The sequence below is a fragment of the Pseudomonas defluvii genome (assembly GCF_001695625.1).
Lineage (GTDB): Bacteria > Pseudomonadota > Gammaproteobacteria > Pseudomonadales > Pseudomonadaceae > Aquipseudomonas > Aquipseudomonas defluvii.
Genome location: NZ_MBPN01000021.1, coordinates 1 through 18,668, shown reverse-complemented (window position 1 = coordinate 18,668; position 18,668 = coordinate 1). Strand labels below are relative to the sequence as shown.

General features: G+C 60.4%; 17 protein-coding genes and 1 other RNA gene. 4 read left to right on the top strand and 14 right to left on the bottom strand.

Features of this window, described 5'->3' with window-relative positions; translation table 11 throughout:
- The 14 genes from EKA13_RS08315 to rsmI all read right to left on the bottom strand — a co-directional run bounded on the left by EKA13_RS08315 (position 1) and on the right by rsmI (position 14,976).
- Positions 1 to 960, bottom strand: coding sequence for a D-alanine--D-alanine ligase (locus tag EKA13_RS08315; protein ID WP_065758917.1), 960 nt, complete (start codon positions 958 to 960; stop codon positions 1 to 3).
- Positions 957 to 2,411, bottom strand: coding sequence for a UDP-N-acetylmuramate--L-alanine ligase (gene murC, locus EKA13_RS08310; RefSeq protein ID WP_065758916.1), 1,455 nt, complete (start codon positions 2,409 to 2,411; stop codon positions 957 to 959). The genes EKA13_RS08315 and murC overlap by 4 nt, the downstream gene beginning before the upstream one ends.
- Complete coding sequence (murG, locus tag EKA13_RS08305) at positions 2,404 to 3,483, bottom strand: undecaprenyldiphospho-muramoylpentapeptide beta-N-acetylglucosaminyltransferase (protein WP_065758915.1); 1,080 nt, start codon at positions 3,481 to 3,483, stop codon at positions 2,404 to 2,406. Before murG ends, murC begins: the two co-directional genes overlap by 8 nt.
- Complete coding sequence (gene ftsW / locus EKA13_RS08300; protein ID WP_065758914.1) at positions 3,473 to 4,687, bottom strand: putative lipid II flippase FtsW; 1,215 nt, start codon at positions 4,685 to 4,687, stop codon at positions 3,473 to 3,475. The genes murG and ftsW overlap by 11 nt, the downstream gene beginning before the upstream one ends.
- A complete protein-coding gene (murD, locus tag EKA13_RS08295) occupies positions 4,684 to 6,030 on the bottom strand; it encodes a UDP-N-acetylmuramoyl-L-alanine--D-glutamate ligase (protein ID WP_065758913.1) in 1,347 nt (448 codons plus the stop codon). Before murD ends, ftsW begins: the two co-directional genes overlap by 4 nt.
- Before the next feature lie 6 nt (positions 6,031 to 6,036).
- Entirely contained in the window at positions 6,037 to 7,119 is a 1,083-nt protein-coding gene (gene mraY, locus EKA13_RS08290) for a phospho-N-acetylmuramoyl-pentapeptide-transferase (RefSeq protein ID WP_065758912.1), read from the bottom strand.
- Entirely contained in the window at positions 7,119 to 8,486 is a 1,368-nt protein-coding gene (locus EKA13_RS08285) for a UDP-N-acetylmuramoyl-tripeptide--D-alanyl-D-alanine ligase (RefSeq protein ID WP_065758911.1), read from the bottom strand. Before EKA13_RS08285 ends, mraY begins: the two co-directional genes overlap by 1 nt.
- Positions 8,479 to 9,942, bottom strand: a complete 1,464-nt coding sequence (locus EKA13_RS08280; protein ID WP_065758910.1) for a UDP-N-acetylmuramoyl-L-alanyl-D-glutamate--2,6-diaminopimelate ligase — start codon at positions 9,940 to 9,942, stop codon at positions 8,479 to 8,481. The genes EKA13_RS08285 and EKA13_RS08280 overlap by 8 nt, the downstream gene beginning before the upstream one ends.
- Positions 9,942 to 11,675, bottom strand: coding sequence for a peptidoglycan D,D-transpeptidase FtsI family protein (locus EKA13_RS08275; protein ID WP_176717409.1), 1,734 nt, complete (start codon positions 11,673 to 11,675; stop codon positions 9,942 to 9,944). Before EKA13_RS08275 ends, EKA13_RS08280 begins: the two co-directional genes overlap by 1 nt.
- Complete coding sequence (gene ftsL, locus EKA13_RS08270; RefSeq protein ID WP_065758908.1) at positions 11,675 to 11,968, bottom strand: cell division protein FtsL; 294 nt, start codon at positions 11,966 to 11,968, stop codon at positions 11,675 to 11,677. The genes EKA13_RS08275 and ftsL overlap by 1 nt, the downstream gene beginning before the upstream one ends.
- Positions 11,965 to 12,912, bottom strand: coding sequence for a 16S rRNA (cytosine(1402)-N(4))-methyltransferase RsmH (gene rsmH / locus EKA13_RS08265; protein ID WP_065758907.1), 948 nt, complete (start codon positions 12,910 to 12,912; stop codon positions 11,965 to 11,967). The genes ftsL and rsmH overlap by 4 nt, the downstream gene beginning before the upstream one ends.
- On the bottom strand, positions 12,909 to 13,364 hold the full coding sequence (mraZ, locus tag EKA13_RS08260; RefSeq protein WP_065758906.1) for a division/cell wall cluster transcriptional repressor MraZ: 456 nt from the start codon (positions 13,362 to 13,364) through the stop codon (positions 12,909 to 12,911). The genes rsmH and mraZ overlap by 4 nt, the downstream gene beginning before the upstream one ends.
- A 309-nt stretch (positions 13,365 to 13,673) precedes the next feature.
- Positions 13,674 to 14,033, bottom strand: an RNA gene (gene rnpB / locus EKA13_RS08255) — RNase P RNA component class A.
- A 67-nt stretch (positions 14,034 to 14,100) separates the two neighbouring features.
- Positions 14,101 to 14,976 carry a 16S rRNA (cytidine(1402)-2'-O)-methyltransferase gene (gene rsmI / locus EKA13_RS08250; protein ID WP_065758905.1) on the bottom strand — a complete coding sequence of 292 codons (876 nt, stop codon included), beginning with the start codon at positions 14,974 to 14,976 and terminating at the stop codon, positions 14,101 to 14,103.
- Between the two features lie 187 nt (positions 14,977 to 15,163).
- Between rsmI and EKA13_RS08245 the strand changes: the two genes are divergently transcribed.
- From EKA13_RS08245 to EKA13_RS08230, 4 genes are all read left to right on the top strand, one after another.
- Positions 15,164 to 16,984 (top strand): penicillin-binding protein activator, encoded by a 1,821-nt coding sequence (locus EKA13_RS08245; protein ID WP_065758904.1) that lies wholly within the window; start codon positions 15,164 to 15,166, stop codon positions 16,982 to 16,984.
- Positions 16,984 to 17,355, top strand: coding sequence for a YraN family protein (locus tag EKA13_RS08240; RefSeq protein WP_065758903.1), 372 nt, complete (start codon positions 16,984 to 16,986; stop codon positions 17,353 to 17,355). The genes EKA13_RS08245 and EKA13_RS08240 overlap by 1 nt, the downstream gene beginning before the upstream one ends.
- A gap of 132 nt (positions 17,356 to 17,487) precedes the next feature.
- Positions 17,488 to 18,081 carry a phosphoheptose isomerase gene (locus EKA13_RS08235; RefSeq protein ID WP_065758902.1) on the top strand — a complete coding sequence of 198 codons (594 nt, stop codon included), beginning with the start codon at positions 17,488 to 17,490 and terminating at the stop codon, positions 18,079 to 18,081.
- Complete coding sequence (locus EKA13_RS08230; protein WP_065758901.1) at positions 18,078 to 18,659, top strand: BON domain-containing protein; 582 nt, start codon at positions 18,078 to 18,080, stop codon at positions 18,657 to 18,659. The genes EKA13_RS08235 and EKA13_RS08230 overlap by 4 nt, the downstream gene beginning before the upstream one ends.
- Positions 18,660 to 18,668: the final 9 nt, after the last annotated feature.

The following is an 18,668-nucleotide window of genomic DNA, read 5'->3' as shown; positions in this document are numbered from 1 at the left end:
TTAACCTCGCGCCTCAACGCTAGCGGCCAGGATTGCCAGCACCAACTGCTGGAAGTCCAGGCCGGCTGCGCGAGCCGCCATCGGGACCAGGCTGTGATCAGTCATGCCTGGTGCGGTATTGACTTCGAGCAGCCAGAACCGGCCCTGCTCGTCCTGCATCACATCAACCCGCCCCCACCCTGCGATGCCGATGGCTTCGCAAGCACGGGCGGTAAGGTCGATCAGTTCCTGTTCCTTGGAGCTGTCCAGGCCGCAGGGAATGCGGTACTGGGTATCGTTGGCCAGGTACTTGGCGTCGTAGTCGTAGAACGAGTGCGGCGTACCCAGGGCAATCGGTGGCAGCACCTTGTCGCGCAACACGGCCACGGTGAATTCCGGCCCCTGAATCCACTGCTCGACCAGCACTTGAGCGTCATAACGGGCAGCGTCCTTCCACGCCACGATGAGCTCGTCACGGCTGTGCACCTTGGCCATGCCGATGCTCGAACCCTCATGGGCAGGCTTGACGATCAGCGGGAAGCCCAGGGCCGACGCCGCGGCCACGCAGTCGGCTTCGCTGGCCAGCACGGCATGGCGCGGGGTTGGAATACCCAGGCTCTGCCAGACCTGCTTGGTCCGCAATTTGTCCATGGCCAGGGCCGACGCGAGAATGCCGCTGCCGGTGTAAGGAATGCCCAGGCACTCCAACAGGCCTTGCATGCTGCCATCTTCACCGCCGCGGCCATGGAGAATGATGAACGCGCGGTCGATCTTTTCGTTCTGCAGACGGCTGAGCAGATCGTCACCAACATCAATGGCAACCACGTCGACGCCGGCAGACTGCAGCGCGTCAATGACCGCGGCACCCGACTTGAGCGAGACCTCACGCTCAGCGCTCTTGCCGCCATAGAGCACGGCAACCCGACCGAAATCCTTCGGTGCGATGTGTGAATGCAGTTTCGAATAGTCGTTAACAGTCATTTCGATTTCCCTTCGCTGGCTGCAGCACTCGCGAACAACGGGCTCTTCAGCAATTGCGGGGCCAGGCCACCGATATCACCTGCCCCTTGGCACAGCAGGATGTCGCCGGCACGCAGCAGAGGTTTGAGCAACGGCGCCAGTTCGATGCCGCGCTCGATGTAGATCGGGTCGAGTTGGCCGCGCTGGCGAATGCTGTGGCAAAGCTGACGGCTGTCGGCGCCGGGGATCGGCTCCTCTCCAGCGGGATAAACCTCCATCAACAGCAGCACGTTGGCATCGGCCAGTACCTGCACGAAGTCGTCGTAGAGGTCGCGGGTGCGGCTATAACGGTGCGGCTGGTACACCATCACCAGACGGCGCTCCGGCCAACCACCGCGCACGGCCTTGATCACGGCAGCCACTTCGGTCGGGTGATGGCCGTAGTCGTCCACCAGCATCACGCTGCCGCCGTCCACTGGCAGCTCGCCATAGACCTGGAAGCGTCGACCAACACCCTGGAAGCCCGAAAGCCCCCGGACGATGGCCTCGTCGGTGATGCCTTCATCGGTCGCGATGGCGATGGTTGCCAAGGCGTTGAGCACGTTATGGTTACCCGGCATGTTCACCGAGACATCCAGCGGCTCGCGGTCACGACGCAGCACGGTGAAGTGCGTCTGCATGCCCGACTGGCGAATATTGATTGCCCGTACGTCAGCTTCTTCGCTGACGCCGTAAGTGAGGGTCGGGCGTTTGATCAGCGGCAGAATTTCACGTACCACCGGGTCGTCCAGGCATACCACTGCCAAGCCATAAAACGGCAGGTTGTGCAGGAACTCGACAAAGGTTTTCTTCAGTTTGTTGAAGTCACCCTCATAGGTCGCCATATGGTCGGCATCAATGTTGGTGACCACAGCCACCAGCGGCTGCAGGTGCAGGAAGCTGGCGTCGCTCTCATCGGCTTCGGCGATCAGGTAGCGGCTGGTGCCCAACTGGGCATTGGTACCGGCTGCATTCAGACGACCACCGATGACAAACGTCGGGTCCAGGCCACCTGCGGCGAACACCGAGGCCAACAGGCTGGTCGTGGTGGTCTTGCCGTGGGTACCGGCAACGGCAATACCGTGACGGTAGCGCATCAACTCGGCGAGCATCTCGGCACGCGGCACCACGGGAATACGACGTTCCAGGGCCGTAGCGACTTCAGGGTTGGCTGTATTGACCGCGCTGGAGACCACCAGCACATCGGCGCTGGCAGCGTTCTCGGCGCGGTGGCCGATGAAGATCTCGGCGCCGAACGACAGCAGACGCTCGGTGACCGGCGAAGCCTTGAGATCAGAACCCGAGACCTGATAACCCAGGTTCAACAGCACTTCGGCAATGCCGCACATCCCCACACCGCCAATGCCGACGAAATGGATACGACGGATACGGCGCATTTCAGGTTGAGGCATGGCTTTGCGATTCTCAACCATGGGCCACCTCCAGGCAGATATCGACCACGGTGCGGGTGGCAGCGGGCTTGGCCAAGCGCCGTGCGGTGCAGGCCATCGTGTTGAGTTTTTCCGGTTGCATCAGCACCTCGTTCAGGCGTTCAGCGAGCTGCGCTGCGCCAGTTGTCGCTTGTGGCATCAGGAAGGCGGCGCCTTCACGAGCCAGATAATGGGCGTTATGGGTCTGGTGGTCGTCGATTGCGTGGGGCAATGGCACCAGCAACGACGGCAGTCCTGCTGCCGCCAGCTCACTGACCGTCAACGCACCTGCACGGCACACCACCAGATCAGCCCAGCCATAGGCCTGGGCCATGTCCTTGATAAAGGGCTCTACCTGAGCCTCGACCCCCGCTTCGCGATAGCGCTCGGCAGTGATCTGATCATGCTGTTTCCCGGCCTGATGGAACACTTTCGGGCGGATTGGTTCCGCAACCAGCGCCAATGCCTGGGGCAACAATTTGTTCAACGGCTCGGCACCCAGGCTGCCGCCGAGGATCAAGAGGTGCGGACGGCGACCGGCCAGCGGTTCGCGCACAGGTTCCAGGAACAACTCGCTGCGTACCGGATTGCCGGTGGTACGACGTTTTTCCGAAGCGGCGAAGGTGTCCGGGAACGCTTCGCAGACACGCGCAGACAGCGGTACCAGCAAACGATTGGCCGTCCCCGCACGGGCGTTCTGTTCGTGAATCACCAGTGGCACGCCACAGAGCTTCGCCGCAACGCCGCCCGGGCCGGTGACATAGCCGCCGAAACCCAATACGCATACGGGCTTGAGCCGACGAATCACCTGGCGCGCCTGCAACACAGCCTTGAGCACCGTGAGCGGCGCCTTGAGCAGCGACAGCTTGCTCTTGCCACGCAGGCCACTGACATTGATCAGGTGCAGCTGCAGCCCCGCCTGAGGAACCAGTTCGTTTTCAATGCCTCGCGGCGTTCCCAGCCAATGCACGGTGTAACCGCGTGCCTGGAACTCCCGGGCACAGGCCAGCGCAGGGAACACGTGGCCCCCAGTGCCGCCTGCCATGATCAAGACGTTCTTGCCATTAGCGGCCATGATTCGGCTCCTCGGCAAAATCGCTTTCATCGAATTCGTGCTCTTCACTGCCCAGGTGGGTTCGACTCTCCCACTCGATTCGCAGCAGCAACCCCACACAGGCACAGCAGATCACCAGGGAACTGCCACCGTAACTGAGGAACGGCAACGTCAGGCCCTTGGTCGGCAGCAGGCCGACGTTCACCCCGATATTGATCAAGAATTGACCGATCCACAGGAAGGCCAGGCCGAACGCCATGTACGCGGCAAAGAACTGCTTGGCCTTCTCGGCCCACAGACCGATGTACAGCGACCGCACCGTAACAAACAGGAACAAGGCAACGGTCGCCAGCGAGCCAACGACGCCCAGTTCTTCAGCCAGCACCGAAAACACGAAGTCGGTGTGCGCTTCAGGCAGGTAGAACTGCTTCTGTACGCTGTTGCCCAAGCCGACACCAAACCACTCGCCACGACCGAACGCAATCAGTGCCTGCGTCAGCTGGTATCCCGAACCGAACTGATCGGACCACGGGTCGGTAAAAGTAATCAAACGCGCCATCCGGTAGGGCTGGGCCTGTACCAGAACAAACACGGCTCCGACCGCCAGCACCACCATCAGACTGAAGCGGAACAACCCAACACCGCCGAGGAACAGCATCGCTGCAGCCGCCCCCATCATCACGACGGTGGCACCGAAGTCAGGCTCCATCAGCAACAGGCCGGCCATCGGCAGCAAAACGATGAATGGCTTGAAAAAGCCCATCCAGCTTTCGCGTACCTCTGTCTGACGTCGTACCAGATAGCCGGCGAGGTAGATCACCACGAAAACCTTGGCAATTTCCGACGGCTGCACGTTGAAGAAGCTGAAGCCGATCCAGCGCATCGAACCGTTCACTTCCCGGCCAATGCCTGGCACCAGCACCAACACCAACAGGCCAAAGGCACCCACCAGCATCAGGAAGCCCATGCGTTGCCAGGTGGCAATCGGCACCATTATGGTCACTACGCCAGCGCCCAAGCCCAGCAGCACGTAAACCAGGTGACGGAACATGTGGTACAGCGGTGTGCCCGATTGCGCCGCCGCCACTTCCGAGGAAGCCGAGGTGATCATCACCAGACCCAGGCCCAACAAGGCCAGGCAACCGGCAAGCAACGGGAAGTCGAGGTCGATACCTCGCCCGGTGATCAACGGTGATGGGTAGGGCTTGATGATGCCAAAGATCATGAAAGCCCCTCCACCGCGTGGGCGAACAGACGCCCACGCTCTTCAAAGTTCTTGAACATGTCGAGGCTGGCGCAGGCGGGTGACAGCAACACGGCATCACCCGGACGGGCCAGCGTTGCGCATTGCTGGACGGCTTCGTCCAGGGTCTTCACACGGATCAGCGGCACACTGTCGCCCAAGGCCTGGGCCAGCAATTCGGCATCGCGACCCAGCAGCACCACAGCGCGACAATGGGCTGCCACCGGAGCACGCAGGGCGCTGAAATCTGCACCCTTGCCATCACCGCCAGCCACCAGCACCAGCTTGCCGTCGATATCGGCGCCCAGGCCTTCGATAGCGGCCAGGGCTGCACCGACGTTGGTCGCCTTGGAGTCGTCGTACCAGTTCACCCCGTCACGCTCACGCAGCCACTGGCAACGGTGTGCAAGGCCGGTAAAACTGCGCAGGCTGCTCAGCATGGCATCGAACGGCAGGCCAACAGCATGGCCCAGCGCCAGCGCGGCAAGGGCATTGGACTGATTGTGAGCGCCGCGAACCTTCAGCTCACGCACCGGCATCAGGTTCTGGAATTCGAAGGCCAGGTACTTCTCGCCATTCTCCTCACGCAAACCGAACGCCTTGAAATCCGGGGCATTCAAACCGAAGGTCCAGCAGGTCTGGCCATCGGTCAGCAGGGGACGGCTCAGGGCATCCTGGCGGTTGACCACAACCTGACGCGCGCCGCGGAAGATCCGGTGCTTGGCCAGGTGATACGCCGGCAGGCCGCTGTAACGGTCCATGTGGTCTTCACTGATGTTCAGCACGGTCGCCACTTCGGCGTTGAGCTGATCCGTGGTTTCCAGTTGAAAGCTGGAAAGCTCCAGGACATACAGTTCAACGTCATCGCTCAACAGGTCCAGGGCGGGGGTCCCCAGGTTGCCACCCACCGCAACACGCTTGCCGGCTGCCGCAGCCATCTCCCCGACCAGGGTGGTCACCGTGCTTTTGGCATTGGAGCCGCTGATCGCGACAATAGGTGCCTTGGCATTGCGGGCAAACAGTTCGATATCACCCGACAGTTTCACGCCACGGGCAGCCGCCTGTTGCAATGCAGGTGTCGCCAGCGCCAGGCCCGGGCTGACATACAGTTCGTCAGCGCGGCACAGAAAGTCCACATCCAGTTCGCCGCAACGTACTTCCACCTGTGGGTAGTCGCGCCGCAGCGTTGCCAGCTCCGGCGGGTTCTCGCGCGTATCGGCGACCGCAAACGCAACGCCCCGGCTCGCCAGGAAGCGAACCAGGGACATGCCGCTCTTGCCGAGGCCGACAACAATGCGGAAGTGGTCAGAAGCGATCAGGGACACGCGTGTCTACCTCAGTTTCAGGGTGGCAAGGCCAATCAGCACCAGAATCACGGTGATAATCCAGAAACGGACGATCACACGCGGCTCGGGCCAGCCTTTGAGTTCAAAGTGGTGGTGGATAGGCGCCATGCGGAACACACGACGACCGGTCAATTTAAAGGACGCCACCTGGATGACCACCGACAGGGTCTCCATGACGAAAATGCCGCCCATGATGAACAACACGATCTCCTGGCGGACGATCACGGCAATGGTGCCCAGTGCAGCACCCAGTGCCAGCGCGCCGACATCACCCATGAAGACCTGAGCCGGATAGGTGTTGAACCAGAGGAAACCCAGGCCCGCACCGATCAAGGCGCCACAGAACACGATCAGCTCGCCAGAGCCCGGTACATAAGGAATCAGCAGGTATTCAGCAAACTTCACGTTACCCGACAGGTAGCAGAAGATACCCAAGGCGCCGCCAACCATCACCGTGGGCAGAATGGCCAGGCCATCGAGTCCATCGGTCAGGTTGACCGCGTTACTCGAACCGACGATCACGAAATAGGTCAGCACCACGAAGCCAATGCCCAACGGAATGGTGACATCCTTGAGCATCGGTACGATCAGCGTGGTCTCGACGCTGGTCGGTGCCGTCATGTACAGGAAGATCGCAGCGCCCAGGCCGAACACCGATTGCCAGAAATACTTCCAGCGGCTCGGCAGGCCACGCGAATTCTTTTCAATCACCTTGCGGTAGTCGTCAACCCAACCAATGGCGCCAAACAGCAGCGTGACGATCAGCACGACCCACACATAACGGTTGCTCAGGTCAGCCCAAAGCAGCGTACTGATGGCAATGGCCGACAGGATCAAGGCACCACCCATGGTCGGGGTACCGGACTTGGACAAGTGCGATTGCGGGCCGTCATTACGCACCGCCTGACCGATCTGGCGAATCTGCAGCGTGCGGATCATCCAGGGCCCCAGGCACAGGGCCAGCGACAACGCCGTCAGCACACCCAGAATCCCGCGCAGGGTCAGGTACTGAAAGACCGCGAAGCCTTTGTAGAACTGTTGCAGATACTCGGCCAACAGCAGCAGCATTAATGTTTCTCCCCGCTGGAACCGCACAAGGCCGCCACGACGTTTTCCATCGCAGCGCTGCGCGAACCCTTGATCAAAATGGTGGTATTGCCAGCCTGCTCGCCACGAACGGCTTCGATCAGGTCGGCTTGAGTAGCGAAGTGGCGGGCATTGATGCCAAACGCCTTAACAGCGTGAGCCATCATTGGCCCTACGGCATAGAGTGCCGAAACCTTGTCTTTGGCGTAGTCGCCCACCTGCCGGTGCCCTTCCTCGGCCCACTGGCCCAGTTCGCCAATATCCCCGAGCACCAGAACAGTGCGCCCGGAAAAGCCGGCGAGTATATCAACGGCAGCACACATGGAGGTGGGGTTTGCGTTGTAAGTGTCATCGATCACCCGAACGCCATTTGCAGCCATCTGTACCACGGTGCGGCCCTTGACGGGCTGCACGGCATTCAGGCCGGCAACAATACCTTCAAGTGTCAGACCAAAGGCATAGGCGGCAGCGGCGGCAGCCAAGGCATTGCTGACGTTGTGCGTGCCGAGCAGGTTCAACTGCACCCGCGCCGAACCCAGAGGGCTACGCAAGTCGAATGCGGGGCAACCGCGCACATCGCGATCAAGCGCAGTGGCATGGAAATCAGCGGCAGCATTGTTCAGCGCAAAACTGATCACACGGCGATCGCCTGCACGTTGCTTCCAGGTAGCGAACGCCTTGTCATCAAGGTTGAGGATAGCCACGCCATCCTGATCCAGGCCCTCAAGGATTTCACCTTTGGCTTCAACAATCTTTTCCGGACCGCCAAATTCACCGACATGAGCCGTACCGGCATTGTTGATCAAGGCGACATGCGGCCGGGTCAGGCCAACGGTGTAGGCGATTTCGCCGATGCGCGAAGCACCCAGCTCAATAACCGCCGCAGTGTGCTCCGATGCCAACTCCAGCAGCGTCAATGGCGCGCCAAGGTCGTTGTTCAGATTGCCACGGGTGGCCAACACCGGCCCACGGGTGCGCAGGATACTGGCGAGCATCTCTTTAACCGTGGTTTTACCGCTAGAGCCGGTAATCGCCGCGACAGGCTTGTCGAACCGGGCACGGTTCAGCGCACCCAGTTGGCCCAGTGCCAGACGACTGTCGGCCACGATCAGCTGTGGCAAATCAGTACCTGGCACTTCACGCTCGACCAACGCCGCCACAGCCCCCTTGGCTGCAACATCGTTCAGGTAGTCGTGCCCATCGAAACGCGGCCCGGTCAGCGCCACGAACAGCTGCCCCGGGGTAATTGCACGGCTGTCGATACTGACGCCATTGAACGTGGCATCACTGCCATGCACACATGCCTGCAATGCTACGGTCAACTCGCTGAGCGACAGTGGCTTAAGCATGAGTAACCTCCCAGGCGCTCAACGCGCGCTCGGCTTCAACCAGATCGGAGAACGCATGCCGCTGGCCATTGATCTCTTGATAATCTTCGTGCCCTTTGCCGGCCAGGACGACGACATCATCGGCCGCCACACTGGCGATCAGTTGGGCGATGGCTTCACCGCGCCCGGCAACGAATTCGACGGCTGTCACGTCATCGAAGCCTGCACGAATGTCCGCAAAAATCTGTTGCGGATCTTCACTGCGCGGGTTGTCGTCAGTGACCAGCACACGATCAGCCAGACGCTCGGCAACCTGCGCCATCAGCGGTCGTTTGCCGCGATCACGGTCACCACCGCACCCGAACAGGCACAACAACTGCCCCTTGGCGTGCGGGCGCAGAGCTTCAAGTACCTTTTCCAAGGCGTCCGGGGTATGTGCGTAATCGACCACCACCAAAGGCCGCTTGCCGCCACCCAGGCGCTGCATGCGCCCAACCGGCCCATCCAGTTCGGGGGTGACCTTGAGAATTTCATCCAGCGGGTAATCCAGCGCCAGCAATGTGCCGACCGCAGCCAGCATATTGCTCAGATTGAAGCGCCCAAGCAGTCGGCTACGCAGGGTACGTTCGCCCTGAGCCGTCACGATCACGGCGCGCACGCCATCATCATCGAAGTGAGCTTCGCGGCAATAAAGCGAGGCCTCGGCATCGATCAAGCTGTAGCTGATAAGACGCGCATCACTGGATTCGGCAGCGAGGCGGCGACCAAAGTCGTCGTCCAGGTTGACCACCCGGCACCGCAGGTTCGGCCAGGCAAACAGGCGTGCCTTGGCAGCCTCGTAGTCCTGCATGCTGCCGTGGTAATCCAGATGATCACGCGACAAATTGGTCATCACAGCAATATCGAACGCAAGGGCTGCGACCCGGCCTTGATCCAACGCGTGAGAGGACACTTCCATGGCCACCGCACGAGCGCCCTGGTTTTTCAGATCGTTGAGCGTGGCCTGTACCGCAATAGGGTCAGGCGTCGTCAGGCGGCCACTTTGCAAAGCACCATAAAACCCGGTGCCCAAGGTACCGATCAGACCGCAGTGCTGGCCAAGACGGTCCAACGCCTGAGCCACCAACTGAGTCACACTGGTCTTGCCGTTGGTTCCAGTGACACCCACCAGGTCCAGCAGACGGCTGGGCTCGCCATAGAAACGCCCCGCGATGTCCGACAACTGGGCAGCCAGGCCCTTGACCGGAATCAACGGCACATCCGTAAGCGGCAATACGCTGGCGCCGTCAGCCTCATAGGCAACAGCCGCGGCACCGCGCGCCAGCGCATCGGCAATGTGCTCGCGCCCGTCCACACGCGTACCCGGCACCGCCAGGAACAGATCGCCAGGACGCACGTTACGACTGTCGAGCGTCAGCTCGCGAATCAATGGATCGCGCGAGGCTTGGGCGAACAGCTTACTCAATGGCATTGTCATTATCCGCGCCCTCCTTTGGCGGGCGCAGCATTGACCTGCTGCGGTGGAATAGGTGCCGGCAGGTTGTCCGGCGGAACGTTCATCAAACGCAGGGTGCCCGACATGACCTTGCTGAACACCGGCGCAGAAACCAGGCCACCGAAGTAGCCACCTTTGCTCGGCTCGTCGATGACCACCACGATGGCGTAACGCGGATCACTCATGGGCCCGAAGCCGGCGAACAGGGATCGGTAGGCGTTCTCGGTATAACCTTTGGAACCAATGGTGGCCTTACGGGCCGTACCGCTCTTGCCGCCGACGTGATAGAACGGCACCTGCGCACGGAACACCCCACGCGGCGCTTCGATCACTTGCTGCAGCATGCCTTGAATGGTTTCTGCGGTTTCCTTCGGCACTACCTGGGTTTCTTCAGGTGCCTTGTCGGTCTTGAGAATGCTCAACGGCACCATCTTGCCGTCGTTGGCCAATGCCGCATACGCGTGCACCAACTGCAGCGCGGTAACCGACAAACCATAGCCATAGGACAGCGTGGCGGTCTCGGCCTTGCGCCATTCACGGTGGTTCGGCAAGTTACCGACGCGCTCGCCCGGGAACCCCAGGCCGGTGTACTGGCCCAGGCCCAATTGAGCCATGACGCGATAGATCGCCTCACCCCCAATATCGAAGGCGATCTTGCTCATGCCGACGTTACTGGAGTTGATCAGGATGCCCGTCAGATCGAGGATCGGGCCTTCGGTCCTGGAAACGTCACGAATGGTGTAACGGCCCAGCTGCAAGGTACCGGGATACACCTCGACCTTGTCGGTCGGCTTCCAGCGTCCGCTTTGCAGCGCCGCACTCATCGACAATGGCTTGACGGTGGAGCCTGGCTCGAACACATCGATGATGGCCCGGTTACGCATCGCAGCGGGGAACATGCTGCGACGGTTGTTCGGGTTGTAGGTTGGCTGGTTGACCATTGCCAGAACTTCGCCAGTCTTCACGTCCATGATCACCAGGCTACCGGCCTTGGCCTCCTGCTCGGCAATCGCATTGCGCAGCTCGCGGGTAGCCAGGTACTGCAGACGCAGGTCAATTGACAACGCCAAGGTCTTCCCTGCCTTGGCGTTCTTGGTTACCTGGATATCCTTGATAAGTCGGCCACGCCGATCCTTGATCACCTGACGTTTTCCCGGGACCCCGGCCAGCCAGTCATCGTAGGCCAGTTCCACACCTTCCCGGCCGTGATCATCAAGGTCGGTGAAACCAACCATGTGCGCGGTTACGTCACCGGCCGGATAGAAGCGCCTGAACTCCTCGATGCCGTAGACGCCCGGTATTTTCAGGTCGAGCACAACCTGTCCTTGCTCTGGGGTCAGGCCGCGCACCAGATAAATGAACTCTTTGTTGGCCTGCGCCTCAAGACGCTGGCTCAACTGATTGGGGTCCTGCTTGAGGGCAGCCGCCAACACCGGCCAACGGTCCTTGCCCGCCTGCATCTCCTTCGGGTTGGCCCACAGCGTGGTAACCGGCGTACTGACCGCCAGCGGCTCGCCGTTGCGGTCGGTAATCAACCCACGGTGTGCAGGAATGGGAATATGGCGCAGGCTGCGCGCATCGCCTTGCCCCTTGAGAAAGTCACGGTCGACCACCTGCAAATCGACGATTCGCCAGGCAATGGCGCCGACCATCAAGGCCAGCAGCGCAAGCACCACGCGAAACCGCCACGGATAAAGCGCACCCTCAAGCTTCATCATGGCACCACCATCCTTACTTCATCGGCGCCAGGAATACGCATTTTCAACTGTTCGCTAGCCAAACTCTCGATCCGGCTGTGGGCGGTCCAGGTACTTTGTTCAAGAATCAAACGACCCCACTCGGCCTGCGCCTTGTCGCGCTCGTTCAATTCGCCATAGAGGGTGTTAAGCAGTTGACGATTCCAGTGCGCGCTGTAGGACACGGCGATCGCCGAAACGAGCACGCCAATGAACAGCAGCAGCATCAGGAAGCTTCCGCCTGGTAGAGGCTTGGCAAAAAGCTTGCTCACCGCAGCTTCTCCGCAACCCGCATGACCGCGCTACGCGAACGCGGGTTAGCCTTGAGCTCAGCGTCGGAGGCGAACTGCGCCTTGCCGTGCACCTTGATCTTCGGCTCGAAAGGCTTGTGCTGTACAGGCAGGTTGCGTGGCAGGTTATCGGCCTCACCCTTGACCAGTTTGCGCATGAACAGTTTGACGATCCGGTCTTCCAGGGAGTGGAAGCTGATCACCACCAGACGACCGCCGATCTCCAGCATCTCGAGCGCAGCCTCCAGGCCAGCCTCAAGATCGCCCAGCTCGTTATTGACGTGAATGCGCAGCCCCTGGAATGCACGGGTTGCCGGGTTCTTGCCCTTCTCCCATGCCGGATTGGCTACCTTGAGCACTTCGGCGAGGTCTGCGGTACGGGTAAACGGCTGCACCTGACGACGCTCGACCACGGCACGGGCCATCCGCTTGGCGAAACGCTCCTCGCCGTACTCCTTGAATACCCGGGCAATTTCCTCTTCGGGCGCCGTAGCAATGAATTCTGCCGCACTGATACCCCGCGAAGGGTCCATGCGCATATCCAGAGGGCCATCGTTCAAAAAGCTGAAACCGCGCTCGGGGTCATCCAGCTGAGGCGAGGAAACGCCCAGATCAAGCAGCACGCCACTGACCTTGCCGGCCAGGCCGCGCGCGGAAACCTCTGCACCCAGTTCGGCAAAACTGCGCTGCACAATAACAAAGCGGCCGTCTTCGGCCGCCAGCGCTTGCCCGGTTGCAATCGCTTGAGGATCTTTATCGAAGCCGAGCAGTCGCCCTTGCGGCCCCAAATGCCGAAGGATCAAACGGCTGTGACCGCCACGACCGAACGTGCCGTCCAGGTAGCAGCCATCGGCGCGTATGGCGAGAGCCTCGACGGCTTCGTCAAGCAGCACGGTGATGTGGTTAAAGCCGCTATCTATAGTCACAGGATCAAATCACGTAGTTCATCAGGCATGGCGCCCGGTTGTTGAATGGCCGCCAGGTCTGCTGCAGCAACAGCATTCCAGGCATCCTCGTCCCACAATTGGAATTTGTTCAGTTGCCCCACAAGCATCGCGCGCTTGTCGAGCTTGGCGTACTCACGCAAACGCGGAGGCACCAGGAAGCGCCCACTGCCATCAAGCTCCAGATCCACCGCATTGCCGATCAGCAAACGCTGCAGACGGCGGTTCTCTTCACGCAATGACGGCAAGGCACGCAACTTGGCTTCAATAATTTCCCATTCATCAAGCGGGTAGACACACAAACAGGGGTCAACGGCATCAATTGTCACGATCAATTGCCCGGAACTGCGCGAATCAAGCTCGTCACGGTACCGGCTCGGCATTGCGAGACGGCCCTTGGCGTCGAGGTTGATAGCGTTTGCTCCGCGGAACACGGCTGCGCTTCCCTAATTGTTTGTTTTTTGTGCCTGAAAACCCACTTCATGCCACTTTCTGCCACTTGCGCACACTATAGGAATCCGCCCACCACACCGTCAAGGCACCCTTATAGGGAAAACCCTTACAGATCGGAGATTTAGCGCAACATTGGATAATGAAGAGACTTATCGGAGGGATTTTTGACGATAAATTGCGAGCTCACTCAAACGGATGGAGTGCGAACTTAAAGTAGTTTCTCAAGAGTAAGATTTTTTCGGTATTACCAAAGCGAGTCTGCTATCGATTCAAGCAGGGGAGGGAAAAAGGTGGAGAGTCGATCTGTAAGCCGGGTTCTGTCGAGGACAGTCATTCCTCTACGACGGCCATCACTGGACGCCTTTAGCAACCTACCCGGTTCCAACGCGGGCCGCGCCATATGGAACCCTATTTGGTCTTGCTCCGAGTGGGGTTTACCTAGCCACGAACTGTTACCAGACGTGCGGTGCGCTCTTACCGCACCTTTTCACCCTTACCGGTACCGAAGTACTTAGGCGGTTATTTTCTGTGGCACTTTCCGTAGGCTCGCGCCCCCCAGGCATTACCTGGCACTCTGCCCTATGGAGCCCGGACTTTCCTCCCCCCTCTTTTGCAGAACAAAAGAAGGCAGCGACTGTCCAATCGACTCTCCGCCGCGAAGGTTAACGGTTGAAAGGCTCAAGAACAAGCTTAAATAGAAAGAATGGCCAGGTGATATCACTCGCCTTTCTGTTTTTCCAAGGCAACTTGATACAAAACATTCTTGCGTACACCGGTAATTTCCGCAGCCAATGCAGCTGCACGCTTGAGCGGCATTTCTGCAAGCAGCAGATCGAGCACACGCATCGCCTCGGCACTGACGACCTGCTCATCCTCCGGTGCCACCCAACCGGCAACCAGCACCACGCACTCTCCGCGCTGCTGATTACTGTCGGACTCAACAAAGGCACGCAACTCGGCCAGCGGCAACCCCTTGAGCGTCTCGAACGTTTTGGTCAACTCACGCGCCAGAAGTGCCGGGCGCTCAGCGCCAAACACCGACTCCATATCCTGCAGGCACTCGAGGATTCGATGCGGCGCTTCGTAGAAGATCAATGTACGCGGCTCCTCCTTGAGCTGGCTCAGGCGCGCCTTGCGCCCGACAGCCTTGGCCGGCAGAAACCCTTCGAAAATGAAACGATCGGACGGCAAGCCCGCGGCGGACAGCGCCGCAATCAAGGCACACGCGCCAGGGACAGGCACCACCGCAATACCCGCTGCGCGCGCCTGCCGGACCAGGTGATAGCCCGGGTCGGAAATCAACGGCGTACCCGCATCGGAAATCAGCGCAACACTGTCGCCGGCCTGCAAACGGGTAATGAAGCGATTACCCTCGTCACGCTCATTGTGCTCATGACACGCCGCCAAGGGTGTGTTGATCCCGAAGTGCTGCAGCAGCCGCACCGAGTGCCGGGTGTCCTCGGCCGCGATCAGCGCCACACTACTCAGAATCTTCAGGGCGCGCGCACTGATGTCATCCAGATTGCCAATCGGCGTGGCCACTACGTACAACGTACCGGCAGTGGAATTGGAAGCACCTGAAACATCGGTCACAGCACACACCCATCATCGAGATCAAAGGCGCCATTGTAGCCCGATCGCCAGCAACAATGCGTAACCAAGACCTGCCTGGCACGAAGCCGAGCGACCTATAGTGAAGGTTTAGCGCCAGCGAGATCGCACCCAAGCAAGCGCTTGGGTACAATTGCAGGTTAATTTGATCGAGTAACAGGACATTTACATGATCGCTAGCCTGCGGCTGCTCTCAGCCCTCTGTCTCGCTGCCCTGCTGGCAGCCTGCGCCAGTTCGCCCTCATCAAGCCTGGGCGAGTTGCCACGCACTCCAGATGCCAGCATCGAGCAACTGCTCGACCAGGCCGCCACCAGCAAGACACCGGAAAAAGCCGCACTGTTGCGCCTGAGCGCGGCAGACTTGGCTCACACGCAAAAAGACAACGCACGTGCCTCGCAGATTCTTGAGCAGGTGCCGCTGGAATCACTCAAGCCTGCACAACAGGTCTTTGCCAGCACCTTGAGCGCCGAACTGGCGATGGGCCGTAATCAGCCCAAAGCTGCACTCAGCGCCCTGAGCCACCCCAGCCTGGCCCGCCTGAGCGAACTGCCGAAGGAGCAACAGGCTCGTACCTACAGCGTGCGCGCCGCCGCCCTTGAGGCCGACGGCCAAACCCTGGCGGCTGCCCAGGAGCGTGTTCAGTTGGCACCATTGCTCGCGGGCAACGCAGCCAACGCCAACCACGAAGCCATCTGGAGCCTGGTTTCCGCCCTGCCGAGCGAGCAACTGCAGAGCGTCAGCATGGGTAGCGACCCCTTGGCCGGTTGGGCCAGCCTGGCGCTGGCCGTGAAAAACGCAGGCACGCTGGAACAGCAACAGGTCGCCATCGAAACCTGGCGCGGCCAACACAGCGAACACCCTGCTGCCCTGCAACTGCCGCTGCCATTGGTAAAACTCAAGCAACTGGCCAGTCAGCCATTGACCAAAATTGCCCTGCTGCTGCCGCAGGAAGGTCAGTTGGCATCGGTAGCCCGCGCCCTACGTGACGGTTTCATGGCTGCACACCTGCAAGCCCAGCAAGCCGGCCAGCAACCACCTGCAATCCAGGTGTTCGACAGCTCGCGCCTGACATCCCTGGATGACTTCTATCGTCAGGCACAGGCTGCCGGCGTACAACTGGTGATCGGCCCGCTGGAAAAACCACTGGTCAAACAACTGAGCACCCGCAGCCAACTGCCTATCACCACCCTCGCCCTGAACTACAGCGACGTCGGCCAAGGCAACCCACCACAACTGTTCCAGTTCGGCCTGGCCGCCGAAGACGAGGCACGTGAAGTGTCCCGCCGCGCTCATGCCGATGGCATGCGCCGCGCTGCAGCCCTGGTGCCACGCGGCGAATGGGGCGACCGCGTGCTCAAGGCCTTCCGTCAGGACTGGGAAGCCAAAGGCGGCACCCTGATCGCAGCCGAGCATATCGACCAGCCTGTGGCACTCGCCCAGCAAATCGCCGAACTGTTCCAACTGCGCCAAAGCGAAGGCCGCGCGAAGAGCCTGCAGAGCACGGTAGGCGGTAACGTTTCGGCACAGCCGTCACGCCGCCAGGACATCGACTTCATCTTCCTCGCTGCCACCCCGCAGCAGGCCCAGCAAATCAAGCCGACCCTGAACTTCCAGTACGCCGGCGACGTACCCGTGTACGCAACCTCGCACCTGTACAGCGCCTCAGGCGACGTCAACCAGTACAACGACATGAACGGCATTCGCTTCTGCGAAACCCCATGGCTGCTCGATACCGGCAATTCGCTGCGTCAACAGGTCGTTCGCCAATGGCCACAAGCCGGCGGCAGCCTGGGTCGCCTTTATGCCATGGGTATTGATGCGTACAGCCTCGCGCCGCGCCTGAGCCAGCTCAAGGCACTGCCAGACACCCGTATCGAAGGCTTCTCCGGCAGCCTGAGCATGGGCCAGAGCCAGCGCATCGAACGCCAACTGCCCTGGGCGGAGTTCTCCGCCGGCCAGGTCAAACGCTTGCCCGATACACCACGCTAATGCCCGACAGTTCGCGCCAGAAGGCCGGCCAAGCCGCCGAACAGCAGGCCTTGCAGTACCTTCAGGGACAAGGTCTGCACCTGCTGGCGCAGAACTGGCGATGCAAACGCGGCGAGCTTGATCTGGTCATGCTCGACAGCGATACAGTAGTATTCGTCGAAGTTCGTTACCGGCTGCACGCAAGCTTCGGCGGCGCACTCGGCAGTATCGATGCCCGCAAGCAGGAAAAACTGGCGCTGGCCGCCGAACATTTTCTGCAACAGGAAGCACGATGGGCCAGGCACCCTTGCCGATTCGATGTCATTGCCCTGCAAGGTCGCGGCCATGCAGGGCAAGCACTCGAATGGCTGAAAAATGCCTTCGAATGCTAAGCCAGCGCCTGGCAATGCATCGTTTACCCACCGAACTCAATTTGCTCTTTGCTTCACGGGCTGCACAGTCATGTGCCGGGGTATCCGGCTTCCCGACGCGCCCGGCCAGCCGCCCCACTTAAGGTCACACTGATGGACATGCAATCCCGAATTCGCCAGCTTTTCCAGGCCAGCATCAACACCAAGCAACAGGCGATGGACGTCCTTGCACCTCACATCGAGCAAGCCAGCCAGGTGATGGTCAATGCCCTGCTCAATGAGGGCAAGATGCTCGCATGCGGCAACGGTGGGTCGGCCGGCGACGCCCAGCACTTTTCCTCGGAACTGCTGAACCGCTTCGAACGTGAACGCCCAAGCCTGCCAGCGATCGCCCTGACGACCGACAGCTCGACCATCACCTCGATCGCAAACGATTACAGCTACAACGAGGTGTTCTCCAAGCAGATCCGTGCCCTTGGCCAACCCGGCGATGTGCTGCTGGCAATTTCGACCAGCGGCAACTCGGCAAACATTATTCAAGCGATCCAGGCCGCACATGATCGCGAAATGATTGTCGTAGCTCTGACTGGGCGCGACGGGGGCGGTATGGCTTCGTTGTTGCTGCCAGAGGACGTCGAGATTCGTGTCCCGGCAGACGTCACCGCACGCATCCAGGAAGTCCACCTGCTGGCGATCCACTGTCTCTGCGATCTGATCGACAGCCAATTGTTTGGGAGTGAAGAATGACCGCAAAACGCCTGGGCCTGATGGCCCTGACCTTGTGCCTCGGCCTGAATGCCGGTTGCAGCTCGGTAATTAGCGCAAGCCGCGAAGCCCCGATCGAGGATGATCGCGGCACGCGCACACTCGGCAGCAAGATTGACGACTCACTGATCGAAACCAAGGTGGCGGTGAACGTCGCCAAGGCCAGTCCCGACCTGGACAAGAATTCGCACATTGTCGTAAGCAGCTACAACGGTATCGTGCTGCTGGCGGGCCAGACCCCCCGCGCCGACCTCAAGAGCCTCGCCGAACAGGCCGCAAGCCAGGTTCAACGCGTCAAGAAGGTGCATAACGAACTGCAGGTCATCCAGCCCTCTTCGCTGCTCGCCCGCAACAATGACACCTGGCTGACCACCAAGATCAAAACCCAGATGCTGGCCGATGCCAACATACCCGGTTCGCGCATCAAGGTGATCACCGAGAACGGTATCGTCTACCTCCTCGGCCTCATGACCCAGCAAGAGGCCGCACGCGCAACCAGTCTGGTTCAGGGTGTGTCCGGGGTACAGAAGATCGTCAAGCTGTTCGAGTACATCGACTGATCCACAGCC